This is a genomic window from Rhodococcus sp. P4_E4 (genome assembly GCF_056401575.1).
The window spans coordinates 94,372-114,941 of record NZ_JBFUJB010000016.1; the positions used below are offsets into that span (position 1 = coordinate 94,372).

The following is a 20,570-nucleotide window of genomic DNA, read 5'->3' on the forward strand; positions in this document are numbered from 1 at the left end:
GGAGGTGAAACCAATGCTTGGAAACACACCACCCGCACAACCTGGGAATGCACCGGTCGTACTCACGCTTTCCGATGTCTCGATCGAATTCGGCGGAGTCACGGCTCTCGACGCCGTCGGCTTCGACGTCCGCGCGGGACAGATCTGCGGACTCATCGGGCCGAACGGCGCTGGTAAGACCACGCTGTTCAACTGCATCACAAGGATTTACGAACCGAGTCGCGGTGTCATCACCTGGCAAGGAACCGACCTGTTGGGATTGCGTCCCTATGCGTTGGCATCTGCAGGAATCGCTCGAACTTTTCAGAATCTCGCGCTGTTCGGCGGCATGAGTGTCTTCGACAACACCATGGTCGGTGGATCGTCGCGAGGTCGCTTCGGGCTCGCGAGTGGGCTTCTCGGCCTGCCTCCGGCGCGTGCCCGAGTCCGAGAACTTCGAGAGAAGGCCTGGTACCTGCTCGAACGTCTCGAACTCGTCGACGTCGCGAATGCACCCGCGTCCGGTCTACCGTTCGGAACTCTCAAGCGTGTCGAACTGGCACGGGCATTGATGTCCGAGCCCTCGCTGCTTCTGCTGGACGAACCTGCCGGCGGGCTCACGCACAGTGAAGTCAAAGAACTGGGAGAACTGATCGTCTCGCTCCGCGACGACTTCGGCTTCGGCGCGCTTCTGGTCGAACACCACATGGGATTGGTGCTCGGGATCTCCGATCACGTTGTCGCCCTGAACTTCGGCCACAAAATTGCCCAGGGAACCCCGGCGGAGATCCAGCAGGACGACGCCGTGATCAACGCATATCTGGGGCGTGCGGCATGACCCTGCTGAGCGTCGACGATCTGCACGCCGGTTACGGGCGAGGCAATGTACTGCACGGGATTTCGCTCGACGTGGAACCCGGCGGGGTCGCTGTCGTTCTCGGCGCGAACGGTGCAGGCAAGACCACCATGATGCGCGCGCTTGCCGGATTGATCCCGCATCAGGGAACGATCACCTTCAACGGTTCGCCGTTGGGATCCAAACCTGAACGCGCCGTGGCCGCCGGCGTCAGCCTTGTCCCACAGGGCCGCGGAACTCTCGGTCAACTGTCGGTGCGTGACAACCTGCTCGTCGGCGCTGCCCTTCGTAAGGACAAGGCGGAGATCGAAGCCGACATCGAGCGGTGGTGTGAGACATTCCCCGTGCTCGCGAGGAGGTCCACACAGTTGGCCGGTTCGCTGTCAGGCGGTGAACAGCAGATGCTCGCGGTCGCACGGGCATTGATGAGCCGTCCCACCCTTCTTTTGTGCGACGAACCGAGCCTGGGGCTGGCGCCCATCGTCATTGCCGAATTGTTCGACACGCTCGGTGCGATCAACCGCAGCGACGGAACTGCACTGCTGATCGTGGAACAGAACGCCGATCTCGCGATGAAACTCGCGTCGAAGGTCTTCCTGCTCGACGTAGGCACCATCGTCGCTGCCGGAACGCCCGAGGAATTTCGTTCCGACGACGTCGTGCGCAGCGCTTACCTCGGGTACCAGGAGTAAACGGTGACACTCTTTCTCGAACGACTCATTTCCGGATTGACCAACGGGTCGATCTACGCAATTCTCGCGCTGGCACTAGTGGTGGTGTTTCGCGCCACCGGCACGATCAACTTCGCTCAGGGCGAGTTGGCCCTGTTCACAACCTTTGTCGCCTGGTGGCTGACGACGATGTCCTGGCCGATCTGGTCGGCGATCGGAGCGGCCCTGGCTTTGGGGTTCCTGCTCGGAGCATTGATGGAGCGTCTGCTCATTCGGCCGGTTCAGCGTCGAAGCGACATGGCAGTGCTGATCGTGGCACTGGGATTGTTCACCGGGCTCAACTCGTTGGCCGGAATGCTGTGGGGGAGCGATACCAAGATAATGCCGAGCCCGTTCCCCAACGGTCCCACCGACTACATCTCGGTGGGGGGTGCGCGTGTTTACGGCGACGCACTGGGCGTACTGGTGGCGCTCGTTGTCCTACTTGTGTTGATGTCCTTGCTCTTTCGCAAGACGAGAGTCGGTCTGCACATGCGTGCCGTCGCGGACAATGCCGAATCTGCCACTCTCGCCGGAGTTCCGACCAGCCGGATACTCGCAATCGGTTGGGGAGTAGCAGCTGCCATCGGTGCTCTGGCCGGTGTCCTGGTCACTCCGCTCTCGCCGCAACAACTCGGTCTCACGACCATGTTCCCGATCTTCATCGCAGCATCCGCCGCAGCGCTGTTCGGCGGCCTGGACAGTCTCGTCGGCGCCGTGGTCGGCGGGTTGACGATCGGTGTCCTGGAATCGATGCTCAGCGGCTACATTTCGGTCATCGGCGGTTCGCTGCAGCAGACATCCGCCCTGTTGATCATCGTGGTGATCCTCTTCGTCAGACCCAATGGACTGTTCGGTACCAAGAAACTGGAGCGGGTATGACGACGCTTGCCGAGAGAAATGAACCCACCGTCGCCGAAAAGGCAGTCAGGCGACCGCGGGTAGTGGTCGCCGGATCGACGTCGTACCGGATACTCCAGTTGGGTCTGCTGGTGGCTGCCGTGTGTGCGTTGCTTCTCGCGTCACAGAGCGCGCCGTTTCGCGTGGGGCAGTTCACGAGCGTCTTCATCATCGCGATTGCCATTGCGGGACTCAATATCGTCAGCGGATACACCGGACTTCTGTCGATCGGCCATTCTGCCTTCTTCGGCCTGGGCGCGTACACGACCGGCGTTCTGATCGTCGATCGCGGATACTCGCCGTTGACCACGATCCCGATGGCGGTCGTATTGTGTTTTGTACTAGGGCTTCTCGTCGGTCTTCCTTCGTTGCGGATCAAGGGGCTGTATCTGGCTCTCGTGACACTCGCCGTCGCTGTTGCATTTCCCGAGGTGATCCGCAAGACCGGGGATCTGACCGGTGGTGCCGCCGGAATGGTGGTTCGCGCAAATCTGCTCGTTCCGCCGAAATGGACGGGGTTGACCCGAGCCGACACCTACCTCTGGATCTTTTGGGTGTCGGTGGTGACTCTGGCGATCGTCATGCTCCTGATTCGCAATCTCGTCAAGAGTCGATTCGGTCTGGCTATGGTCGCGGTGCGTGACAACGAGATCGCGGCGAGCGCAAACGGCATCAACGTCGCGCGGGTCAAGATTCTCGCTTTCGGGCTTTCCGGCGCGATCACGGGCCTGGCAGGTTCACTGTTCACGATGTACATCGGCGCGCTCTCACCCGAATCCTTCTCGCTGATGAAGTCGATCGAGTTCATCACCGGACTGGTGTTGGGCGGAATCGCAACCCAATTCGGCCCGATCGTTGGGGCAACGGCAGTGGTGTTCTTGCCGTACTACACCGGAAGCGTCACCGACGGCCCCGTGTCGGGAGTGGTGTTCGGCGCGGTGCTGATCGCGATCGTGTTCTTGATGCCGGACGGAATCGTCGGACGGATCAACAGCGTGCTCCGACGGTTCGTCCTCGTGGTTCCCGCAGATCATCCCAAGTATCGCGAGGGTGAACCTCGCACCTGAGCGCCGTCTCCCTCGCCCACTCTCGTTTCCCTCAACTCACAGCAAGGAACTGGACGATATGAAAAGGCAGACCACGATTCCCGCAGTCATCGCCGCTGCGGCACTACTCCTTTCGGCCTGCGGAGGTAGCTCCGACGCAGAGAGCAACACGTCGACATCGGCCGGCGCAGTATCGGTCGACGACTGCAGTGATCCCAGCGGTGCCGCAGCGCCGATCACCGACAAACTCACGGTGGGATGGAGTGGGCCGACGTCCGGCCCGCTCGCCGATGCCGTCGGCAACGTGATCGAAGGAATGCGAGCACGGTTCGAGGTGGAGAACGCGGCCGGCGGCGTCGGCGGCGTCAAGCTCGACGTCGTGGTCAAGGACGATGCATTCTCCCCGGAGCGCGCCAAAGCCAACGTCGGAGAGTTCATTCAGAAGGACAAGGTCGACGTTCTGGGTACCTTCGGGGCCGGACAGTTGAACGCCATCGCGGACGATCAGACCACTGCCTGCGTGCCGCTGCTCTTCGCGCAGGCAGGCATGCCCGAGTTCCGGGTCATCGAAGACTTCCCGTGGACCACGGAGTATCTACCGGATCCGGGCGTCGAGATGGAGGTAGTGGTCGAGAGCTTGAAGAAGAAGTATCCGAACGGCGCCAAGGTCGCACTGGCCACGAACCAGACCGAGTCCGGACAGGGAATCGCCAACGGCTTCAAGTCCGCGATCGAAGGAACCAACTTCGAGATCGCGGCGGAGGAGGCGCTGACCGACCCCAAGACGGCGGCTTCGACTCTCAAGGCCAGCGGCGCCGAGGTTTTGGTGGTCGCCGGTGTCACTACCGACTGCCTCGCGATCACTCAGGCGATCGGACGTGTCGGATGGAAGCCCGACACCGTGATTCAGCCGTCGAACTGCGTCGACGGTGCGACCCTGTATGCACCCGCCGGTGATGCTGCGGACGGGCAGCAGGTGATGGTGTGGCTCAAGGATCCCAACAACGCTCTCTACAAGGACGACGCGGCGGTGCGCGACTATCTCGCCGGTGCAGTGGCTCACGGTGCAGATTCCCCGACCAACAGCTACACCGTGAACGGCTGGGCCATCGGTGACCTGTTGGTGGACAACTTCACTCGGGCCTCTCAGTCACCCGACGGACTCTCACGTGCCACCATCATGAGTGCCGCGCGAACGCAGGACTACCACCCGCCGATGTTCATCGACGGAATCAAGTTCACGATGACCGCGGACCATGCGTTGGGAATCCTGGCCTTTCAGCCGTTCGAGTGGAATGCCGCTACTCAGGCGTTCGAGAAGCAGGGCGACGTGATCGACATTTCCGGCCGTTACGAGAACTGAATCGAGTGCGCGAATGAACAAGACACACAGGGGATTGCATCCTCGCGTCAAGGTGGACGAATACACCTCGAAAGGGTGGTGGTCCGACGAGACGATCGATCACGTGTTCCGGGCGCAGGTGCGGGCCCGAGGGGACGAGCTTGCCGTAGTTGATCCGGCGAACCGCAGCGAGTTGTCCGGCGGAGATCCACGACGCCTCAGTTGGAACGAACTGGAGAGCGAAGTCATCTCGCTCGCTGCGCGCTTCACCGAGGCAGGCTTGGGCCGGGGAGACGTTCTGGGCGTTCAGATGCCTAACACCGTCGAACTGGTCGAGGTCTACCTTGCAGCGTGGTCGCTGGGGATCGTGGTCTCACCCTTGCCCATGCAGTACCGCGAACGTGAAGTGGAAGGAATGGCCAATCAGGCGGCGTTTGCAGCATTTGTCACCGTGCCCAGCTTCGGGGACAGATTCCCGGCTACGGAGATCGCTGCAATCAGATCCCGAATTGCCTCTCTGAGATCGGTATTCGTCTACGCTCCCGAATCAGAGCTTCCGGCTGAGCTTCCTACCGGCGTCGTGGGGCTGAGTCCTCGGGCAGCCACCGAATCGCAGCGAAGTGCTCTGGACAGACGAAACACCGAAGATCCGAACGACCCCAACGACGCGATGACGATCTGTTGGACCTCCGGAACCGAAAGCGAACCGAAGGGGGTCCCACGTTCGCACTACGAGTGGCTGGCCATCTGCTGGGCCACGATCGATGCTCCCGACATCGTCGTCGACGACGTCCTGCTTAACCCGTTCCCGATGGTCAACATGGCCGGAATCAACGGAATGTTCCTGCCCTGGCTCCGCACGGGATGTGTACTGGTACAGCACCACCCGTTCGACCTTAGAGTGTTCCTCGGACAGATCGAGGCCGAGCGGGTGACATACACGGTAGCGCCGCCTGCTCTGTTGTGGATGCTGCTCGCCGACGAGTCGATGCTCGCGGCGGTCGATCTGTCGAGCTTGACGCGGATAGGTTCGGGTTCTGTGCCACTGCAACCTCCGATGGTGCGGGGATGGCAGGAGCGATATGGAATCGGAGTCATCAACTTCTTCGGGTCCAATGAAGGCATCAGTCTGCTCTCCTCGCCTGCAGACATGCCGGATCCGGACGACCGCGCACGGTACTTCCCTCGTTTCGGTGTCGAGAACTTTCGCTGGAGCACCAGGATCTCGGACTGGATGGACGTTCGCTTGGTCGACGTGGTCACCGGCGAGGACATCACCGAAGTCGGACACCCGGGTGAGTTGCGAATCAGCGGACCGACAGTCTTTGCCGGCTATCTCGGCGATCGGCCGTCACCGTTCGACGAGCGCGGATTCCTGTGCACCGGAGATATCTTCGAGATTGCCGGTGATCACGGACAATTCCTACGCTACCTGGATCGAGGCAAGGACCTGGTGATCCGCGGTGGAATGAACATCGCTCCAGCCGAATTGGAGGGTTTGATCGCCGAGCATCCGGCCGTCGCGGACGTGGCCGTCATCGGCGACCCCGACGAAGTGCTCGGTGAGCGCGTCGCAGCAGTGGTGACACTTCGACCCGAGACGGAACTCGAACTCGATGCTCTGGTTGCGTTCCTGAAGGACAAGCGCATCGCGTCGTACAAACTTCCCGAGCGGCTGGAGATTCGGAAAGAACTGCCGCGCAATTCGACCGGAAAGATCCTCAAGCGCGAGCTTCGACAGAAGAGTGTGGCATGAGTGTGATGAACGACAGTGACAAGCTTGCGTTGGCGCGTGAGATGTTCCAGGCGTGGGACGTCATGGACTGGGCACGCGTCGTCGACCTGTTCGCCGAAGACGGTGTGCTCCACAGCGTGATGCAGGAACCGCTTGTCGGCAAGGAGGCTGTAGCGGGCCGAATTGCATTGCTGGCAAGCAAGTGTGAACGGATCACCCTGAAGATCGAGTCGCTCGGCGTGATCGACGGCAGGGTTTTTGTACAGCGAGTGGACGATTTCCACTTCGACGGGACCCACGGCGTCGTTCCTGTTGTCGGAATCCTCAGCATGGCAGACGGGCTGGTCACAGAGTGGCTCGAATACTACGACCGTCCGACACTCTTGAAGGGAATGGGTCTTGTCTCCGATTTCGAATAGCGGGATTTCGAATAGCGGGATTTCGAATAGCCGACTGCCGACGATCGATATCTCCCTGGGCTTGTGGCAGGACCGTCCGCCGCGGGAGGTGACCACTACTGCACGCCTCGCCGACAAACTGGGGTTCGGCCGAGTGTGGGTGGGGGAGATGGCGACGTACGACGCCTTTGCTCTGGCGACGTCAGTCGGCGCCGGCTTCGAGCACTCCGAGTTGGTGGTCGGTCCGCTCGCGGTGACGGTTCGTGATCCGGCGATGATCGCGATCGGGGCGGCGTCGGTAGCCGACCTGACCGGGCGTCACGTGTCGATAGCGTTGGGCACGTCCAGCACTGTCGTGGTCGAAAAATGGCATGGGCGAAGCAGATCGGGGGCCGCACGTGCACTCGCGGAGTCAGCCTGCGCTGTGCGAGCGCTGATGGACGGCGAGCGGGGCGAAGTCGCCGGAACGGTGATGCGGACCAGCGGATATCGACTGCGACTTCAGCCGCCGGGTGGGCGGCTGATCGTTGCAGCTTTCGGAGACAAGGCCCTTCGCGCCGCGGTGGAGTTGGGCGACGAACTGGTGCTCAATCTGGTCAGCCCGGAGCAAGCGGGGCGCCTGATCGCACGGTGCAAGGAAATCGCGGCTGAAATGGGAACGCCGATGCCCCAGGTGTCGGTTTGGGCGCCGGCGGCCGTGGCAACCGAAGGCCCAACTCAGATGTCGATCGATCAGCTCAGACGTGGGCTTGTGCCGTATCTCGCTGCCCCCGGGTACTCGGACATGTTCGTGCGAGCAGGGTTTGCATCCGTGATCGAGGCAGCCAGGGCCGGGACCGCGCCTCGAGAGATCTTGAGTCAGGTCTCGGACGCGATGGTCGCGACGGTGGGAATCGTGGGAACCGCGGCCGATGCGCGCGAGCAACTCGAGGCGTATCGAGCGGTGGGCGTGGACACCGTCGTGGCCGTGCCTTCATCCACTGATTCGGATCCGGCCGGGCAAGTGACGATGGAACTTCTTGCCGAGATGGTATGACGAATCCCCGACGAACTTACTCTAAGGTAAGTTCGTCGGGGATATGTCGAATCGGAGGAGTTGGCATCCAGATAGCATCAATGCCGCGACCGGTGGCAGTGATCGTTGGGCAAAGCTCGAGTGGCCGTGCGGATCTACAGGCCTGGAAGCCTGTTTTGCCGCCGGGATCACAGTGTTCCTCGACATCCCCCGCCGGATCAGTCCCGCATAATGTCCATGGTCCCACGAGCGGCGAGCAGCATGTTGGTCAGTCGTTCGGGTGAACTCGGTAGGATCTAGCCATGCCTAGGATCGAGAACGATGAACCCGCCTCGAGTTTTCGACGCCAGCATCCTTCGAAGGGTGAGCTTCAGAAAAGAGCAATCTTAGATGCGTTTCGCGATCTCCTCGCGAAAAGAAACTTCCTCGAACTATCTGTGGCGGATATTGCAACTGCAGTCGGTATCAACCGTTCGAACTTCTACTTCTACTTCGAATCGAAGTACGAGGTGCTCGGTGATCTGGTCGCGGATGTTTGGAGCATATGGATCGAACGGACGGGTGGTGTTCCCCGACGCGCTCACGAATCGATCGAGATATACCACGATCGATTGATCAATGCCGCCTATTCTACGTGGGTTGACCACGATGTAATTTTGATTGCTGGAATGCAGGCCGTGGGCATCGACGCCGATATTCGTCGCCGATGGTTGGCGCTACTGGGCTCGTATACCCGCGAATACGCACATCAAATCGAAGTCGACGCGGCGGCAGGCGTGGCTACGCCCATTACCAACGATTACGTGGGATTGGCCACTGTTCTCAACGACATGTGGATAGTTGCCTATTATCAAGATCGCTTGGCGAAGCCTCAGGTAAGTGAAACCGAACGAATGATGGATAATCTACGTTTAGTGACGCTCAGTTCCGCATGGGGAATAGATCCGCGACGAGAAAAAATCGACAGTGGTGCAGAATGATGCCTCTCACTTTCTCGGATGGCACCATTCTGCATCAGAGTGAATACTCTGTGGTTGTCGTGGGACAGACAATTTCAGAACGAAATTTCGTTTCTACGCTTCGGTCCGCATAGAGAACCTGGCCGGTCGCGACTGAATCGTCACGCTCGTCGGAAAATCCAATGCGGCGACGGCTTCAGGGTTGCCGGTGGGTGCATTGAGCGGAATTCCTGAAAGATCTCACGTCCCGCCTGCGAACTGAACCCATATTCCGTCATTGGGGTGCGGATCACACCGGGCGCCAACGCATTCAATGCAATGCGGGCCCCGGCCCACTCCGGTGCCGAGGTGTTCCTTCGGATCCACAGCGACAACGCGCGTTTGGTTGTCGTCTACATCGGATTGTTTCCGATGGCGTCCACCGCATCACCGATACGCGGGTGATCATAGCGCCCTTGGGTTTTGTGTGGTGTAGAGAAGCTGGACTGGATCGGTCGGCGAGGAAGCCTGTATCAGATTTGGAACGGCGCCTTCGCCCGCGACCTCGAGTCTCGAACCCTCCGCCTCGCGTAACGGCAGGATGTGCTCGACAGTGACCGGGTCGCTCGACACGGTAGTGAGGGCGTCCTCGAGGGTCGGATCGACCAGGACAGCCCGTGCCCCGGATTGGCTGAGAGATACGTCAACTCCCCGACCTGCGTGCGTAGTTCGCCGGCACATATATCAGTCCGGCGCGTGCACACGCCAGGTATCTGATCAATTAGGCGTCGGGGTTGGCGCCGTACGCCGCGACGCGATCACCCGTATTCGGATCGAAACCTCCGAACGGAAGGCAGTGTTGCCGGGAAAGCTCGCGGCGGAGTGTCGCAGGACACCATCGACAGTACCGCCCGTCGCTGCAGCGGACACTACTTCAAGATCCAGTGAAATCTGCTTTTTTGCAAGGCATTTCCTCATATCGACGATTGACAACCTTCAGTCCAGACCTGGCTGCTGCGTGGACTGGGTGGGGTTTACAGATCCCATCCGGGTATGTAGCGTGTCATTAATTGACGGGCTGTCAAGAACTATCGACGACATGTCGAGTTTCGGTCCATCTCTCAGAAAGATTCCGATGAGCAGCAAAGATGTCATCGTCAAAACCCCCGTCCGGTTGCCCGAATCCGGAGTGCCGGTCGCTGTGGACTTCGATCACACAGCACTACTAGCGCGCTACGACGCAGAGCGAGGCGCGCGGATGGCTCGACCTGCAGGCGGATCGAGGGGCGCGGGCGCGCACGACGACGATGCACTTCGGTCGTTGGCCGTTACACCCTTCCGGGAGGTCCATCAAGCGCGTGACAGGGACTTCTGGGGGCATCGAAGAATGGTGAGAAAACGGTGAATTCACCGGACTTGAACTCAACAGGAACGGATAACAAATCATGATGAAGTTTCACTCCAGACCCCGCTGGCTGCAGATTCCCAAGCTGTCGCGGACATGTTGGCCGCAGTACTGCCCGTTGGAGGCCTCAGCGGATTGTCCATCACCGACGTGCGCTCAGCCCTCGAGCAGTTAGGTGCGCAACTGCCGGAATTGCCCCAGGTCGGCGATGTGTCGGACCACAGCGTGCACGCGAACGACGTGTCCTTCACAGTCCGGGTCTATCGTCCAGACGTCGACGCTCGGCCAAGTCCCGCACTGCTCTACTTTCACGGAGGTGGGTGGGCCACCGGTGGACTCGACGGGGGCGTCGACTACTTGTGTCGAGATATCTTATCGCGCAACAACATTGCTGTTGTATCTGTCGACTACCGGCTCGCTCCCGAGGACAAGTTCCCAGCCGCTGTCAACGATGCGGTTGCGGCGCTTTCATGGGTTCGAGAGCACGGCCCGGCGCTCGGCATCGATGTAAACCGGCTAGCAGTGGGCGGTGACAGTGCCGGCGCAAATCTTTCCGCCGTGCTTACCCATCTCGATCGCGGTGCGATGCCGGCATTGAAGTCTCAGGTGCTTTTTTATCCGGGGACGGAATATGCGATTGCGCGCCCCTCGTGGGTCGACAACGAGCACGCTCCATTGCTGGCCACGGCTACCGTCTTGTGGTTCTTCGACATATACACCACAAGCGATGAGCGTTCGGATCCGCGCGTATGCCCTTCGCTCAACCAGTCATTCGTCGACTTACCACAAGCGTTGGTAGTCACCGCAGGGCATGACCCCCTTCGTGATGATGCCATCAACTACGCGTCCTTGTTGGAGCGCGACGGCACTTTCGTGAATCACATCAACATCAGCGACACGATTCATGGGTTCATGACGATGCCGAATCTGAGCTCATACAGCACGGTAATCGACCTGGTTACAGCACATCTAGGCGCGACGATCTAGCCGATCTGGGTACGGAGTCTTTGCGGGATCTACAGCAGGGGCCGTATGAATCATGTTGCAGAACACGTTGGCATGACGAATCCCCGACGAACTTACTCTCGGGTAAGTTCGTCGGGGATATGTCGAATCGAAGGAGTTGCCGTGAGTGATCGTGTTCGTGTCGAGGTAGTGCAGTCGGTGGCGTACGTGACGCTGAACCGGCCGGAGAAACTCAACGGTCTCGATCTGGACATGCTCGACGCGCTGGTGGACGCGGCCCGAACGATCAGAACTGATCGTTCGATCCGGGGCGTGGTTCTGCAAGGCGCGGGCGACGCATTCTCGGCCGGATTGGACTTCGCTTCTGCCGGCAAGCAGCCGAGCCGGATGGCCAAGGCCTTTGCGAAATTTCCCGGTCAGAAGACCAACCTCTTTCAACGTGCGTGCTGGGTGTGGCGCGAATTGCCCGTGCCGGTCATCGCGGTCGTCCACGGCCACTGCTTCGGCGGGGGACTGCAATTGGCGCTCGCCGCAGACTTTCGATTCACCACCCCTGATTGCACGTTCTCGGTGATGGAGGCGAAGTGGGGATTGATCCCCGACATGACCGGAACGGTCACGATGCGCGAACTCGCGGCGATGGACGTCGTGAAACGCCTCGCCATGACTGCTGAACTGTTCGATGGAAATCAGGCTCTCGAGTGGGGGTTCGTGAGCGGAGTAAGTGACAATCCGATCAAACCGGCACAGGAACTGTTGTCGCAGATCATGACTCGCTCGCCGGACGCCGTCGCAGGGACGAAGACGTTGCTGCACAAGACCTGGAACCGATCGCCACGCGGTGCGTTCTGGATCGAATCGCGGATCCAACTGGCGCTGATGAGAGGCAAGAACCACAAGATCGTACGCTCCGCGAATACTGCGAAGACGTTGCCGGAGTTCGCCATTCGAAAGTTCGGCTGACAAACTCCGGCATCGCGTCGCCGTGGGGCGTTCTCATTCAGGCCGATTACACCATCAGATCTCGTCCAGATCGGTCCTTGATGAGCATCGTGGCGACGAACGACACTGCGGCCAACAGGGCGAGATAGATCGAGATGGCAAGAGTGCCACCGGTCTTGCCGAGGAGCCATTGGGCGACGGTGGGAGCAAAGGCGCCGCCGAAAATGGTGCCGACGGCGTAGGAGATCGACGCGCCGCTGTAGCGGATCGAAGCTGGGAACAGTTCGGCGAACAATGCCGGTTGAGGTCCGTACGACAGTCCGAGTCCGACCGAGAACAGGATCATTGCCACGTAGATCCAGCCGAGATTGCCGGTGTCGATGAGGAGGAAGAACGGCACCGCGAAGAGGATCATTGCGAGGTTGCCGACGTTCATCACCGTGGTGCGGCCGCGCCGATCCGACCAGTAAGCGCCGATCATGGTGAAAACGCCCCACGTGACTGCACTTGCGAGCGTGGCAATCAGTAGTTCGGTCTTACCCAGGCCGTAGGTCTTGGTTGCGTACGCGACGATGAATCCGCCGATCACCATGTAGCCGTTGCCGTTTGTGCCGATGAAGGAGAGGGCCGCGAGTACGACCTGCTTCGGGTGTTTCTTGAACAGAGTTCGGATAGGCGTGTTGCTCTCGGTGCGGCGTTCCTTGAGTTCGGCGAACACGGGTGACTCGCTGACCTTGCTTCGAATGTAGAAGCCGACGCCGATCAGCACGACGCTGAGCAGGAACGGCACTCGCCATCCCCAGGTGGTGAACTGTTCGTCCGTGAGGGTGAACGTGCACAGTGCCAAAACGCCGGTGGCGAGCAACATTCCGAGCGGTACGCCCATCTGGACGAACGCTCCGAAGAACCCTCGACGCTTGGTGGGTGCGTGTTCGACGGCAAGAAGAGCAGCCCCACCCCATTCGCCGCCCGTCGAGAATCCCTGCACGATTCGGAGAAGGATCAACAGGATCGGCGCCCAGATGCCGATCGAGGCATACGTCGGCAGCACGCCGATGAGAACGGTCGCGGCCCCCATCATCGCCAACGTCGCGACCAGGACACGTTTACGGCCGAGTCTGTCGCCGAGATAGCCAGCCACGATGGCGCCGAGAGGACGGAAGACAAAGCTGATGCCGACCGTGACGTAGGAGACGATCTGGCCTGCCGAGCCCATCGGCTTGAAGAACAGGTCGGCAAAGATCAGGGCTGCGGCTTGGGCGTAGATGAAGAAGTCGTACCACTCGACGGTGGTGCCGACCATCGACGCCATCGCGGCGCGGTCGTACTCCTTCGCGGCGGGCTTGGTGCCAGTTCTGGTTGTGGTCATCGAGCTACTTTCTGCCAGTCACGTGGTTCACCGGCGCGGTGAACTGCGAAGTCGGAACAGGGGAGAAACGCTGTTCGATCTGCGACGTTGCCGGTGTGCTCGGTGCATGCTTTTGGCTGACTCGGAGCGTTCCTGCGCGATCTCATTGTCGATATTGGCAACCGAATGATCGGTAGGTAATGAATTATGCAGAAGTGTGAGCGTCAACACAAGGGGTGCCGGAAAGGTCTGATTATCTGGTGCAGAGCATGCGAGAAATCAGTTGCTCAGGTGTGGAGCGACGCGGCGATCCGCAGATCGATTTCCCTGGCGCTGAGCAGATGGTCGAGGACGAGAACCGCACAACCGAGGATCCCGGATTGTGCGCCGTGGCTGACCGAAGCGATCTGAAGCTTTCGGGTGGCAAGCGCCGTTGCGTTGCCGTAGACGGACTCCCGAAGTCCGGCGAGGAAGAGCTCGTCTGCCTCGGCCATGTCGCCGCCGATGATCAGGACCTCGGGATTGAGGAGGTTGACCGCGCCGGAAATGACGTCGCCGATCAGTCGGCCGCTGCTTCTGATGAGCCGGCGGGCTTCGCTGTCGCCGTCCAGGGCGAGGCGGACGACGTCACGCACGTGCCCGACACTTCGGCCCTGATCTCGGAGGGCGTGCACGAGAGCCCAGCCGCTGGCGACGGTTTCGACGCAGCCGACGTCGCCGCAGCGACACTTCATGCCCCGCGCTGCAGCGGTTTTGGTATGCCCGATCTCGCCGGACGCTCCGAGTGAACCGCGTTGGAGGATTCCGCCCATGACGATTCCTGCGCCGAGGCCGGTTGACGCCTTGATCATCAGGAGGTTGGGCGCGCTCTCGCGTCGTTCGCTCAATTCGGCCAGGGCCATCACGTTGGCATCGTTGTCGGCAAACAGCGGCGCCGTGGTCACCGATGCCAGATAGGGGGCAAGAGCGACGCCGTCCCATCCCGCCATCATCGGAGAGTCGAGGCTCGCTCCCGCGGCGACGTCGACCGTTCCGGGAATGCTCAGTCCGATTCCGATGACCTCGGTAGACGCGCGTTGGACCTGGGCCAGTAGTGACGAAAGATGCTCGGCAATTTCGGGCATCAGTTCGTCGGGGCCGACCCCGACCGACTTGTCGATGTCTTCTGCGGCGAGGATCGTGCCCGCCAGGTCGGTGACGGCAAGTTGTGCCCGCGATCGACCGATTGCCACGACGAGAACCACGCCGGACGAGTTCGCGAAGGTGAGAGTGGACGGCGGCCGGCCGCCCGTCGACGGGCCCTCGTCGTCATCGGCGATCAAACCAAGCGATTGAAGTGCTGCAACCCTGGCCGATACCGCCGTCCTGGACAGGCCGGTGAGCTTCCCGATCTCGCTGCGCGTGGTCGCGGAACCGCTGCGTATCAGCGTGAATACCTCTCCCGCGGTAGCCGGAGTCGTGGACGGTCGGGTCATTGTCCTATTCAAGCATTCCTCGTCGGTAACTTCAGCGTGCGAAAGTTCGCATACTTTGTCCACAAAAAGACGTAAGTAGGTCTTGTGAAAAAGCAGAAGTAGGCATAGTCTGTGTCTTGACTCACTGCCACGGGCGTCCGAGGAGACGAGTCGCAGTTTCTGTGAAGCAGGGCGCACAAACAGGGGAGAACCTGATGAGCCGCACCGATACACAAGAGATCGTCGAGTTCGCACGTAAGTGGCAGCAGTTCGACGGTGGACCTGACGAAGAGATCTTTGTAACTTTCGGCCTCGCCCCGGATGAGTATTTCCGCAGGCTGCAGGCAATTCTCGACGACGGCGTCGTAGCGCTGACTCCGCCGGTCACCGGCGAACTCGCAACGGTCTGTGCACATCGACTCGGCCAATCGGCCAGGCGTCGATAAGTCCGACCCGGCGTCAGCCCCGAGTCACCCGAATCCGTTTCACCCGAGTAAGGAATTGAGGTCGCCATCATGCACAAGCACCTTCCGATGCCGTACCCGACCGCCGAAGTGTGGGACTGGCAGCTGCAGGGAGCGTGCCGTGGGCACGATTCCGCGGTCTACTTCCACCCGGACGGCGAGCGTGGACACGCTCGCGAGAACCGTGAACGCAACGCCAAGAAGGTCTGCGCGACGTGCCCTGTACTCCAGCAGTGCCGCGAACACGCACTCTCCGTCCACGAGCCTTACGGCATCTGGGGTGGAATGACGGAGACCGAGCGCGCAGAATATGTGCGATCGCTGCGTAAGCGCAGCAACCGGATGCCCGCGGTCGCCAACGCGAGCTGACGGTCCTTCGGAAAGGACGCCAGTGTGACCCTCGTAGCCGGTATCGATTCGTCTACCCAGTCGTGCAAAGTCATTGTCCGTGATGCCGATTCGGGAGAACTGGTACGAGAAGGACGGGCGGCCCATCCCGTCGGTACCGAGATAGATCCGACATGCTGGCTCGAGGCGATGGACAATGCAATCGCCGCGGCGGGTGGGCTCGGCGACGTCGCAGCGGTATCCGTCGGAGCTCAACAGCACGGCATGGTGTGTCTGGACAGCGGCGGCGAGGTCGTCAGGCCGGCGCTGCTGTGGAACGACACTCGTTCGGCGAAGGCTGCGAAGGATCTGGTCGAAGAACTCGGCGGATCGAAGGCGTGGGCCGACGCGGTTGGCGTAGTTCCGGTCGCCGCGGTCACGGCAAGCAAGCTTCGATGGCTCGCAGATCACGAGCCAGGCAACGCCGATCGCACTGCCGCGGTGTGTCTTCCGCATGACTGGCTGTCCTGGAAATTGGGCGGGTCCGGTTCAATCGAGGAGCTCGCCACAGACGCGGGCGACGCAAGTGGAACCGGCTATTACGCTGCCTCGACGCGCGAATACCGTACCGACTTGCTGGCGTTGGCATTTCGCGATCGCACCCCCCATGTTCCCCGAGTTGCATCGCCGAACGACAAGATCGGAAGCACTGACTCCGGGGGAATCATCGGACCGGGTACGGGTGACAATGCCGCAGCCGCACTGGGTTTGGGAGCAGTCCCCGGTGACGTGATCATCTCGATCGGAACATCCGGCGTCGTGTCGGCTGTATCGGCCACCCCCACGCACGATCCCAGTGGAAACGTGGCAGGATTCGCGGACGCAACCGGTCTGCACCTGCCGCTCGTGTGCACTCTCAACGGCGCGCGCATTCTTGATGCGACGGCGTCCATTCTCGGTGTCGATCACGCCGAACTGTCCCGGTTGGCGTTGACCGCGCCCCTCGGAAACGACGGACTGGTCATGATTCCGTACTTCGAGGGCGAGCGGACGCCCAACCGCCCTGACGCCACGGGAGCGATGCACGGTTTCCGGCTGCAGAATTCGACGCCGGCGCATTTCGCGCGCGCCGCAGTCGAAGGGCTCCTGTGCGGCTTGGCCGACGGCGTCGACGATCTGGTTCGTCAGGGCGTCGAGGTGAAGCGAGTTCTCCTCGTCGGAGGCGGAGCGAAGTCTCGCGCTCTCTGTGAGATTGCGCCGGCAATTCTCGGAGTGCCGGTCGTAATCCCTGCTCCGGGTGAGTACGTCGCCGAAGGGGCATGCAGGCAAGCAGCATGGGCACTGTCCGGGGACACGCAGCCTCCGGTGTGGCCGAAACCGGAAGAGCGACGATTCGACGCCGAACCAGCTCCCAACGTGCGCGAGCGCTACGCGTCGTTGCGCGAACTCACCGAAGGCGTCTGAGCGCTCCCTACAGAAGCCCGAACTTCCGCACTGCGTCGAGTAGCGCGTGCGGACGTTCGGTCGTCGGCAGGGGATCGACGAGTGCGAACTGGCAACCGATGTCTCGGGCCGCGCCGTCGGCGACGTCGCTGTCACCGATCATCAGGGTCTGCGCCGCATCCACATCCAGCTGTGCCAGGGCGTATTCGAAGATCGCGGGTTCCGGTTTGACTGCACCCACCTCGAACGACAGGACGAACTCGTCGACCCAGACGTCCCAGCCGCGGTCGACGAACGCCGGACGGATGTCGAAGGCGATGTTGCTCAAGACGGCAGTGCGTACGCCCTTCTCCGACAATGACTTCAGGACCTCACCGGTATCCGGGTACGGCGACCACTGGTCCGGATCGACCAGCAGCGCGTAGAAGGCTTCGGCCCGAACCGGATCGGGCACTCCGGACTTGCTCAACACGTCGAGGTACGCCTGACGATGCAACTTCGGATCCCGGTCGCGGTTCTCCCACGCGTAGATCCCGGCTTCGTCCATCTCGACGGTTCTGCCCACCGGCGCGGTCATCCGACGCATCAACTCGGCTTGAGCGTGCACGTCGAGCGGATCGCCTTGGTGATCGACGAGGTGCTCGGTCCAATCGTCGCTCTCCTCCAAACGGAAGAGGGTTCCGGAGAAATCGAACAGCGTCGCGGCGATATGTCCGTCTTGATGGGCCGTGCTGTCAGTGTTCACCTCGACAGGTTATCGGCGTCCGCTTTCCGATGCTTGATGTGAGCCAGTGCACGCGTACTTTGAGAGAGCACATTTTCCGAGGTTCCCCCGACGGGCACGATTTCGATGCCCCGGATGAACCGTATGACGAGGGGGATCCTCCGTGTCCGACCACGCGAATACACCAGACCTGACGAAGCCGTCCGGCGAAGACCCCCACCTCTCACGTCAGCTGTCCAACCGGCATATCCAGCTGATCGCCATTGGTGGTGCCATCGGCACCGGACTGTTCATGGGATCGGGCAAGACGATCTCGCTTGCCGGGCCTTCCGTGATCTTCGTGTACATGATCATCGGCTTCATGCTCTTCTTCGTCATGCGGGCGATGGGGGAGTTGCTGCTCTCGAACATGGCGTACAAGTCGTTCTCCGACTTCGCCGCGGATCTGCTGGGCCCCTGGGCGGGATTCTTCACCGGCTGGACCTACTGGTTCTGCTGGATCGTCACCGGCATCGCGGACGTCATCGCGATTTCCGGGTATTTCAAATACTGGTGGCCAGGTCTTGCAGCATGGATACCTGCTTTGCTGACGATCGCGGCGCTGCTTCTCCTCAATCTCCCGACCGTTCGCGCTTTCGGTGAAACCGAGTTCTGGTTCGCGCTGATCAAGATCGTCGCCATCGTCAGCCTGATCATCGTCGGCATCGTCATGGTCGTCTCCGGGTTCACGGCGCCGAATGGTGCCACCTCGGGTATCGACAACCTCTGGAACGACGGCGGCATGTTCCCGACCGGATTCATGGGCTTCGTGGCCGGCTTCCAGATCGCCGTGTTCGCCTTCGTGGGAATCGAGCTCGTCGGCACGACAGCAGCCGAGGCGAAGGACCCGGAGAAGAACCTGCCGAAGGCCATCAACTCCATCCCCATTCGTGTCCTGCTGTTCTACGTCGTTGCACTGACCGTGATCATCGCGGTGACTCCGTGGCGCGAAATCAGCGCTGACAAGAGTCCGTTCGTCGCCATGTTCACACTCGCCGGCCTCGGCATCGCTGCATCTGTCATCAACTTCGTCGTGCTGACCTCCGCTGCATCTTCGGCCAACTCGGGTATCTACTCCACCTCGCGCATGGTGTTCGGCCTTGCACAGGAGGGCGACGCACCGCGGGCACTCGGCAAGCTGAACTCGCGCAAGGTCCCCGCGAACGCCCTGATGTTCTCCTGCATCTTCTTGCTGGCGTCGTTGATCCTGCTGTTCTCGGGCGATTCCGTGATCGAGGCCTTCACCGTCGTCACGACCATCTCGGCGCTGCTGTTCATGTTCGTGTGGACGATCATCCTGGCGAGTTACATGGTGTACCGGAAGCGTCGTCCGCACCTGCACGAGGCGTCGAAGTTCAAGATGCCCGGCGGCATCGTGATGTGCTGGGTCGTGCTCGCGTTCTTCGTCTTCATCCTCTGGGCGCTGACAACCAAGGACGACACCCTGCAGGCACTTGTCGTCACACCGATCTGGTTCGTGGTTCTGGGTATCGCGTGGGCGATCATTCGTCGCCGACCCGCTCACCGGGCACGATACGACGCATTCAAGTCAGAACTGGACGCCAGCCGACAGAACGGCGAGAAATAGTTTTGGTCAAGATCGGGTAACGGTGGCGGCCGCCTTGATCAAACTGTTACATTCTTCGGCAGACAGAGGAGCGGGCTTCATCAGAAGGACGCTGCACGCCGACGACTGACGGAGTACACACTGTGGGAAACCACCACCGCACGGGCAATGACGATGTTGTCTTCGAGATCGATTCCGAGGCAGCAAGCGGCCGCCACCGCACCCCGTCGGCTGGCCCTGGTGCCGGTGTCAAGGCGGGTGTCGTAGCTGCGGCTACCGGTGCACTCCTCGTCGGTGCAGGCCAGATGGGTGCAGGAACCGCCGCTGCGGCGCCGGCAACACAGACCATCGCCGGCATCGAAATCCCGCAGGGTCTGCTCCCCGAGGGCGTTGTCGTTCCGGCTGAATTGGCGGCACTTCCCGCTCTCGACATTCCCGAGCTTCCCGATTTTGCTGCCGATCTCAACACGCAGGCACAGCAGTTCCTCGCGGGGATCAACCCCGGCACCTCTGCTCGCACCGTGCAGCCGGTGTCCGGAACGCTGACCTCCACCTTCGGTTCGCGCTGGGGAGCACACCACGGCGGTCTCGACATCGCGGCTCCGATCGGTACGCCGATTCTGGCTGCAGCAGACGGCCAGGTCATCGACGCCGGCCCGGCGTCAGGTTTCGGCCTCTGGGTTCGCGTCCAGCACGACGACGGCACGGTCACCACCTACGGCCACGTCAACGACTACCAGGTCAACGTCGGCCAGCGCGTCAATGCGGGCCAGCAGATCGCCACAGTGGGTAACCGTGGACAGTCCACCGGCCCGCACCTGCACTTCGAAGTTGCCGAGAACGGCGCAAAGGTCGATCCCGCAGCGTGGCTGCAGGCTCGCGGCGTGGCTGTCACCTGGGTAGACAACTCGTAAGAGAAACTTTCGGAGAACTGCGGTGGCGTCGGGAAATTCTTCCCGGTGCCACCGCAGT

The 20,570-nt window shown here is 61.2% G+C and carries 21 protein-coding genes; 18 read left to right on the top strand and 3 right to left on the bottom strand.

The features are described from left to right. The first annotated feature begins 13 nt into the window (after nt 1-13). From AC1DVN_RS19085 to AC1DVN_RS19145, 13 genes are all read left to right on the top strand, one after another. Nucleotides 14-817, top strand: a complete 804-nt coding sequence (locus tag AC1DVN_RS19085) for an ABC transporter ATP-binding protein (RefSeq protein ID WP_020970389.1) — start codon at nt 14-16, stop codon at nt 815-817. Further along, complete coding sequence (locus AC1DVN_RS19090) at nt 814-1,527, top strand: ABC transporter ATP-binding protein (protein WP_020970388.1); 714 nt, start codon at nt 814-816, stop codon at nt 1,525-1,527. Before AC1DVN_RS19085 ends, AC1DVN_RS19090 begins: the two co-directional genes overlap by 4 nt. 3 nt (nt 1,528-1,530) lie before the next feature. Further along, complete coding sequence (locus AC1DVN_RS19095; RefSeq protein ID WP_019744803.1) at nt 1,531-2,427, top strand: branched-chain amino acid ABC transporter permease; 897 nt, start codon at nt 1,531-1,533, stop codon at nt 2,425-2,427. After that, a complete protein-coding gene (locus AC1DVN_RS19100; RefSeq protein ID WP_046379012.1) occupies nt 2,424-3,512 on the top strand; it encodes a branched-chain amino acid ABC transporter permease in 1,089 nt (362 codons plus the stop codon). Before AC1DVN_RS19095 ends, AC1DVN_RS19100 begins: the two co-directional genes overlap by 4 nt. A 58-nt stretch (nt 3,513-3,570) precedes the next feature. Then, nucleotides 3,571-4,854 carry an ABC transporter substrate-binding protein gene (locus tag AC1DVN_RS19105; protein WP_046379011.1) on the top strand — a complete coding sequence of 428 codons (1,284 nt, stop codon included), beginning with the start codon at nt 3,571-3,573 and terminating at the stop codon, nt 4,852-4,854. A 13-nt stretch (nt 4,855-4,867) separates the two neighbouring features. Further along, complete coding sequence (locus tag AC1DVN_RS19110; RefSeq protein WP_046379010.1) at nt 4,868-6,589, top strand: class I adenylate-forming enzyme family protein; 1,722 nt, start codon at nt 4,868-4,870, stop codon at nt 6,587-6,589. After that, on the top strand, nt 6,586-6,987 hold the full coding sequence (locus AC1DVN_RS19115) for a nuclear transport factor 2 family protein (protein ID WP_019744799.1): 402 nt from the start codon (nt 6,586-6,588) through the stop codon (nt 6,985-6,987). Before AC1DVN_RS19110 ends, AC1DVN_RS19115 begins: the two co-directional genes overlap by 4 nt. A gap of 61 nt (nt 6,988-7,048) precedes the next feature. Continuing rightward, nucleotides 7,049-8,002, top strand: coding sequence for an LLM class F420-dependent oxidoreductase (locus tag AC1DVN_RS19120; RefSeq protein ID WP_261779188.1), 954 nt, complete (start codon nt 7,049-7,051; stop codon nt 8,000-8,002). A gap of 281 nt (nt 8,003-8,283) precedes the next feature. Further along, entirely contained in the window at nt 8,284-8,961 is a 678-nt protein-coding gene (locus AC1DVN_RS19125) for a TetR/AcrR family transcriptional regulator (protein WP_078377375.1), read from the top strand. A gap of 261 nt (nt 8,962-9,222) precedes the next feature. Next, nucleotides 9,223-9,384, top strand: a complete 162-nt coding sequence (locus tag AC1DVN_RS19130; protein WP_155250671.1) for a hypothetical protein — start codon at nt 9,223-9,225, stop codon at nt 9,382-9,384. 670 nt (nt 9,385-10,054) lie between these two features. Continuing rightward, the gene (locus AC1DVN_RS19135) at nt 10,055-10,324 is read left to right on the top strand and encodes a hypothetical protein (protein WP_155404274.1); all 270 of its coding nucleotides are present in this window, start codon (nt 10,055-10,057) and stop codon (nt 10,322-10,324) included. A gap of 135 nt (nt 10,325-10,459) precedes the next feature. Then, on the top strand, nt 10,460-11,311 hold the full coding sequence (locus tag AC1DVN_RS19140; RefSeq protein ID WP_257209768.1) for an alpha/beta hydrolase: 852 nt from the start codon (nt 10,460-10,462) through the stop codon (nt 11,309-11,311). 141 nt (nt 11,312-11,452) lie between these two features. Further along, entirely contained in the window at nt 11,453-12,253 is an 801-nt protein-coding gene (locus tag AC1DVN_RS19145) for a crotonase/enoyl-CoA hydratase family protein (RefSeq protein WP_046379007.1), read from the top strand. A gap of 46 nt (nt 12,254-12,299) precedes the next feature. Here AC1DVN_RS19145 and AC1DVN_RS19150 read toward each other — a convergent pair whose 3' ends face one another. Together AC1DVN_RS19150 and AC1DVN_RS19155 are read right to left on the bottom strand one after the other, a co-directional pair. Then, complete coding sequence (locus AC1DVN_RS19150; RefSeq protein ID WP_092763081.1) at nt 12,300-13,601, bottom strand: MFS transporter; 1,302 nt, start codon at nt 13,599-13,601, stop codon at nt 12,300-12,302. Between the two features lie 266 nt (nt 13,602-13,867). Then, nucleotides 13,868-15,055 (bottom strand): ROK family transcriptional regulator, encoded by a 1,188-nt coding sequence (locus AC1DVN_RS19155; RefSeq protein ID WP_021332277.1) that lies wholly within the window; start codon nt 15,053-15,055, stop codon nt 13,868-13,870. Nucleotides 15,056-15,249: 194 nt separating this feature from the next. On the opposite strand from AC1DVN_RS19155, the gene AC1DVN_RS19160 reads away from it, so the two are divergent. From AC1DVN_RS19160 to xylB, 3 genes are all read left to right on the top strand, one after another. Beyond that, nucleotides 15,250-15,480, top strand: coding sequence for a DUF3263 domain-containing protein (locus AC1DVN_RS19160; protein WP_020970382.1), 231 nt, complete (start codon nt 15,250-15,252; stop codon nt 15,478-15,480). 69 nt (nt 15,481-15,549) lie between these two features. Continuing rightward, nucleotides 15,550-15,867 carry a WhiB family transcriptional regulator gene (locus AC1DVN_RS19165; RefSeq protein ID WP_003946343.1) on the top strand — a complete coding sequence of 106 codons (318 nt, stop codon included), beginning with the start codon at nt 15,550-15,552 and terminating at the stop codon, nt 15,865-15,867. Nucleotides 15,868-15,891: 24 nt separating this feature from the next. Continuing rightward, a complete protein-coding gene (gene xylB, locus AC1DVN_RS19170) occupies nt 15,892-17,289 on the top strand; it encodes a xylulokinase (RefSeq protein ID WP_477994125.1) in 1,398 nt (465 codons plus the stop codon). Nucleotides 17,290-17,296: 7 nt separating this feature from the next. On the opposite strand, the gene AC1DVN_RS19175 is transcribed toward xylB, so the two are convergent. Next, nucleotides 17,297-18,013 (bottom strand): HAD family hydrolase, encoded by a 717-nt coding sequence (locus AC1DVN_RS19175; RefSeq protein WP_135000461.1) that lies wholly within the window; start codon nt 18,011-18,013, stop codon nt 17,297-17,299. 142 nt (nt 18,014-18,155) lie between these two features. Between AC1DVN_RS19175 and cycA the strand changes: the two genes are divergently transcribed. Further along, entirely contained in the window at nt 18,156-19,619 is a 1,464-nt protein-coding gene (gene cycA / locus AC1DVN_RS19180; RefSeq protein ID WP_019744791.1) for a D-serine/D-alanine/glycine transporter, read from the top strand. A 122-nt stretch (nt 19,620-19,741) separates the two neighbouring features. Beyond that, nucleotides 19,742-20,512 carry a M23 family metallopeptidase gene (locus AC1DVN_RS19185; RefSeq protein ID WP_477994126.1) on the top strand — a complete coding sequence of 257 codons (771 nt, stop codon included), beginning with the start codon at nt 19,742-19,744 and terminating at the stop codon, nt 20,510-20,512. The last annotated feature ends 58 nt before the right edge of the window (nt 20,513-20,570 follow it).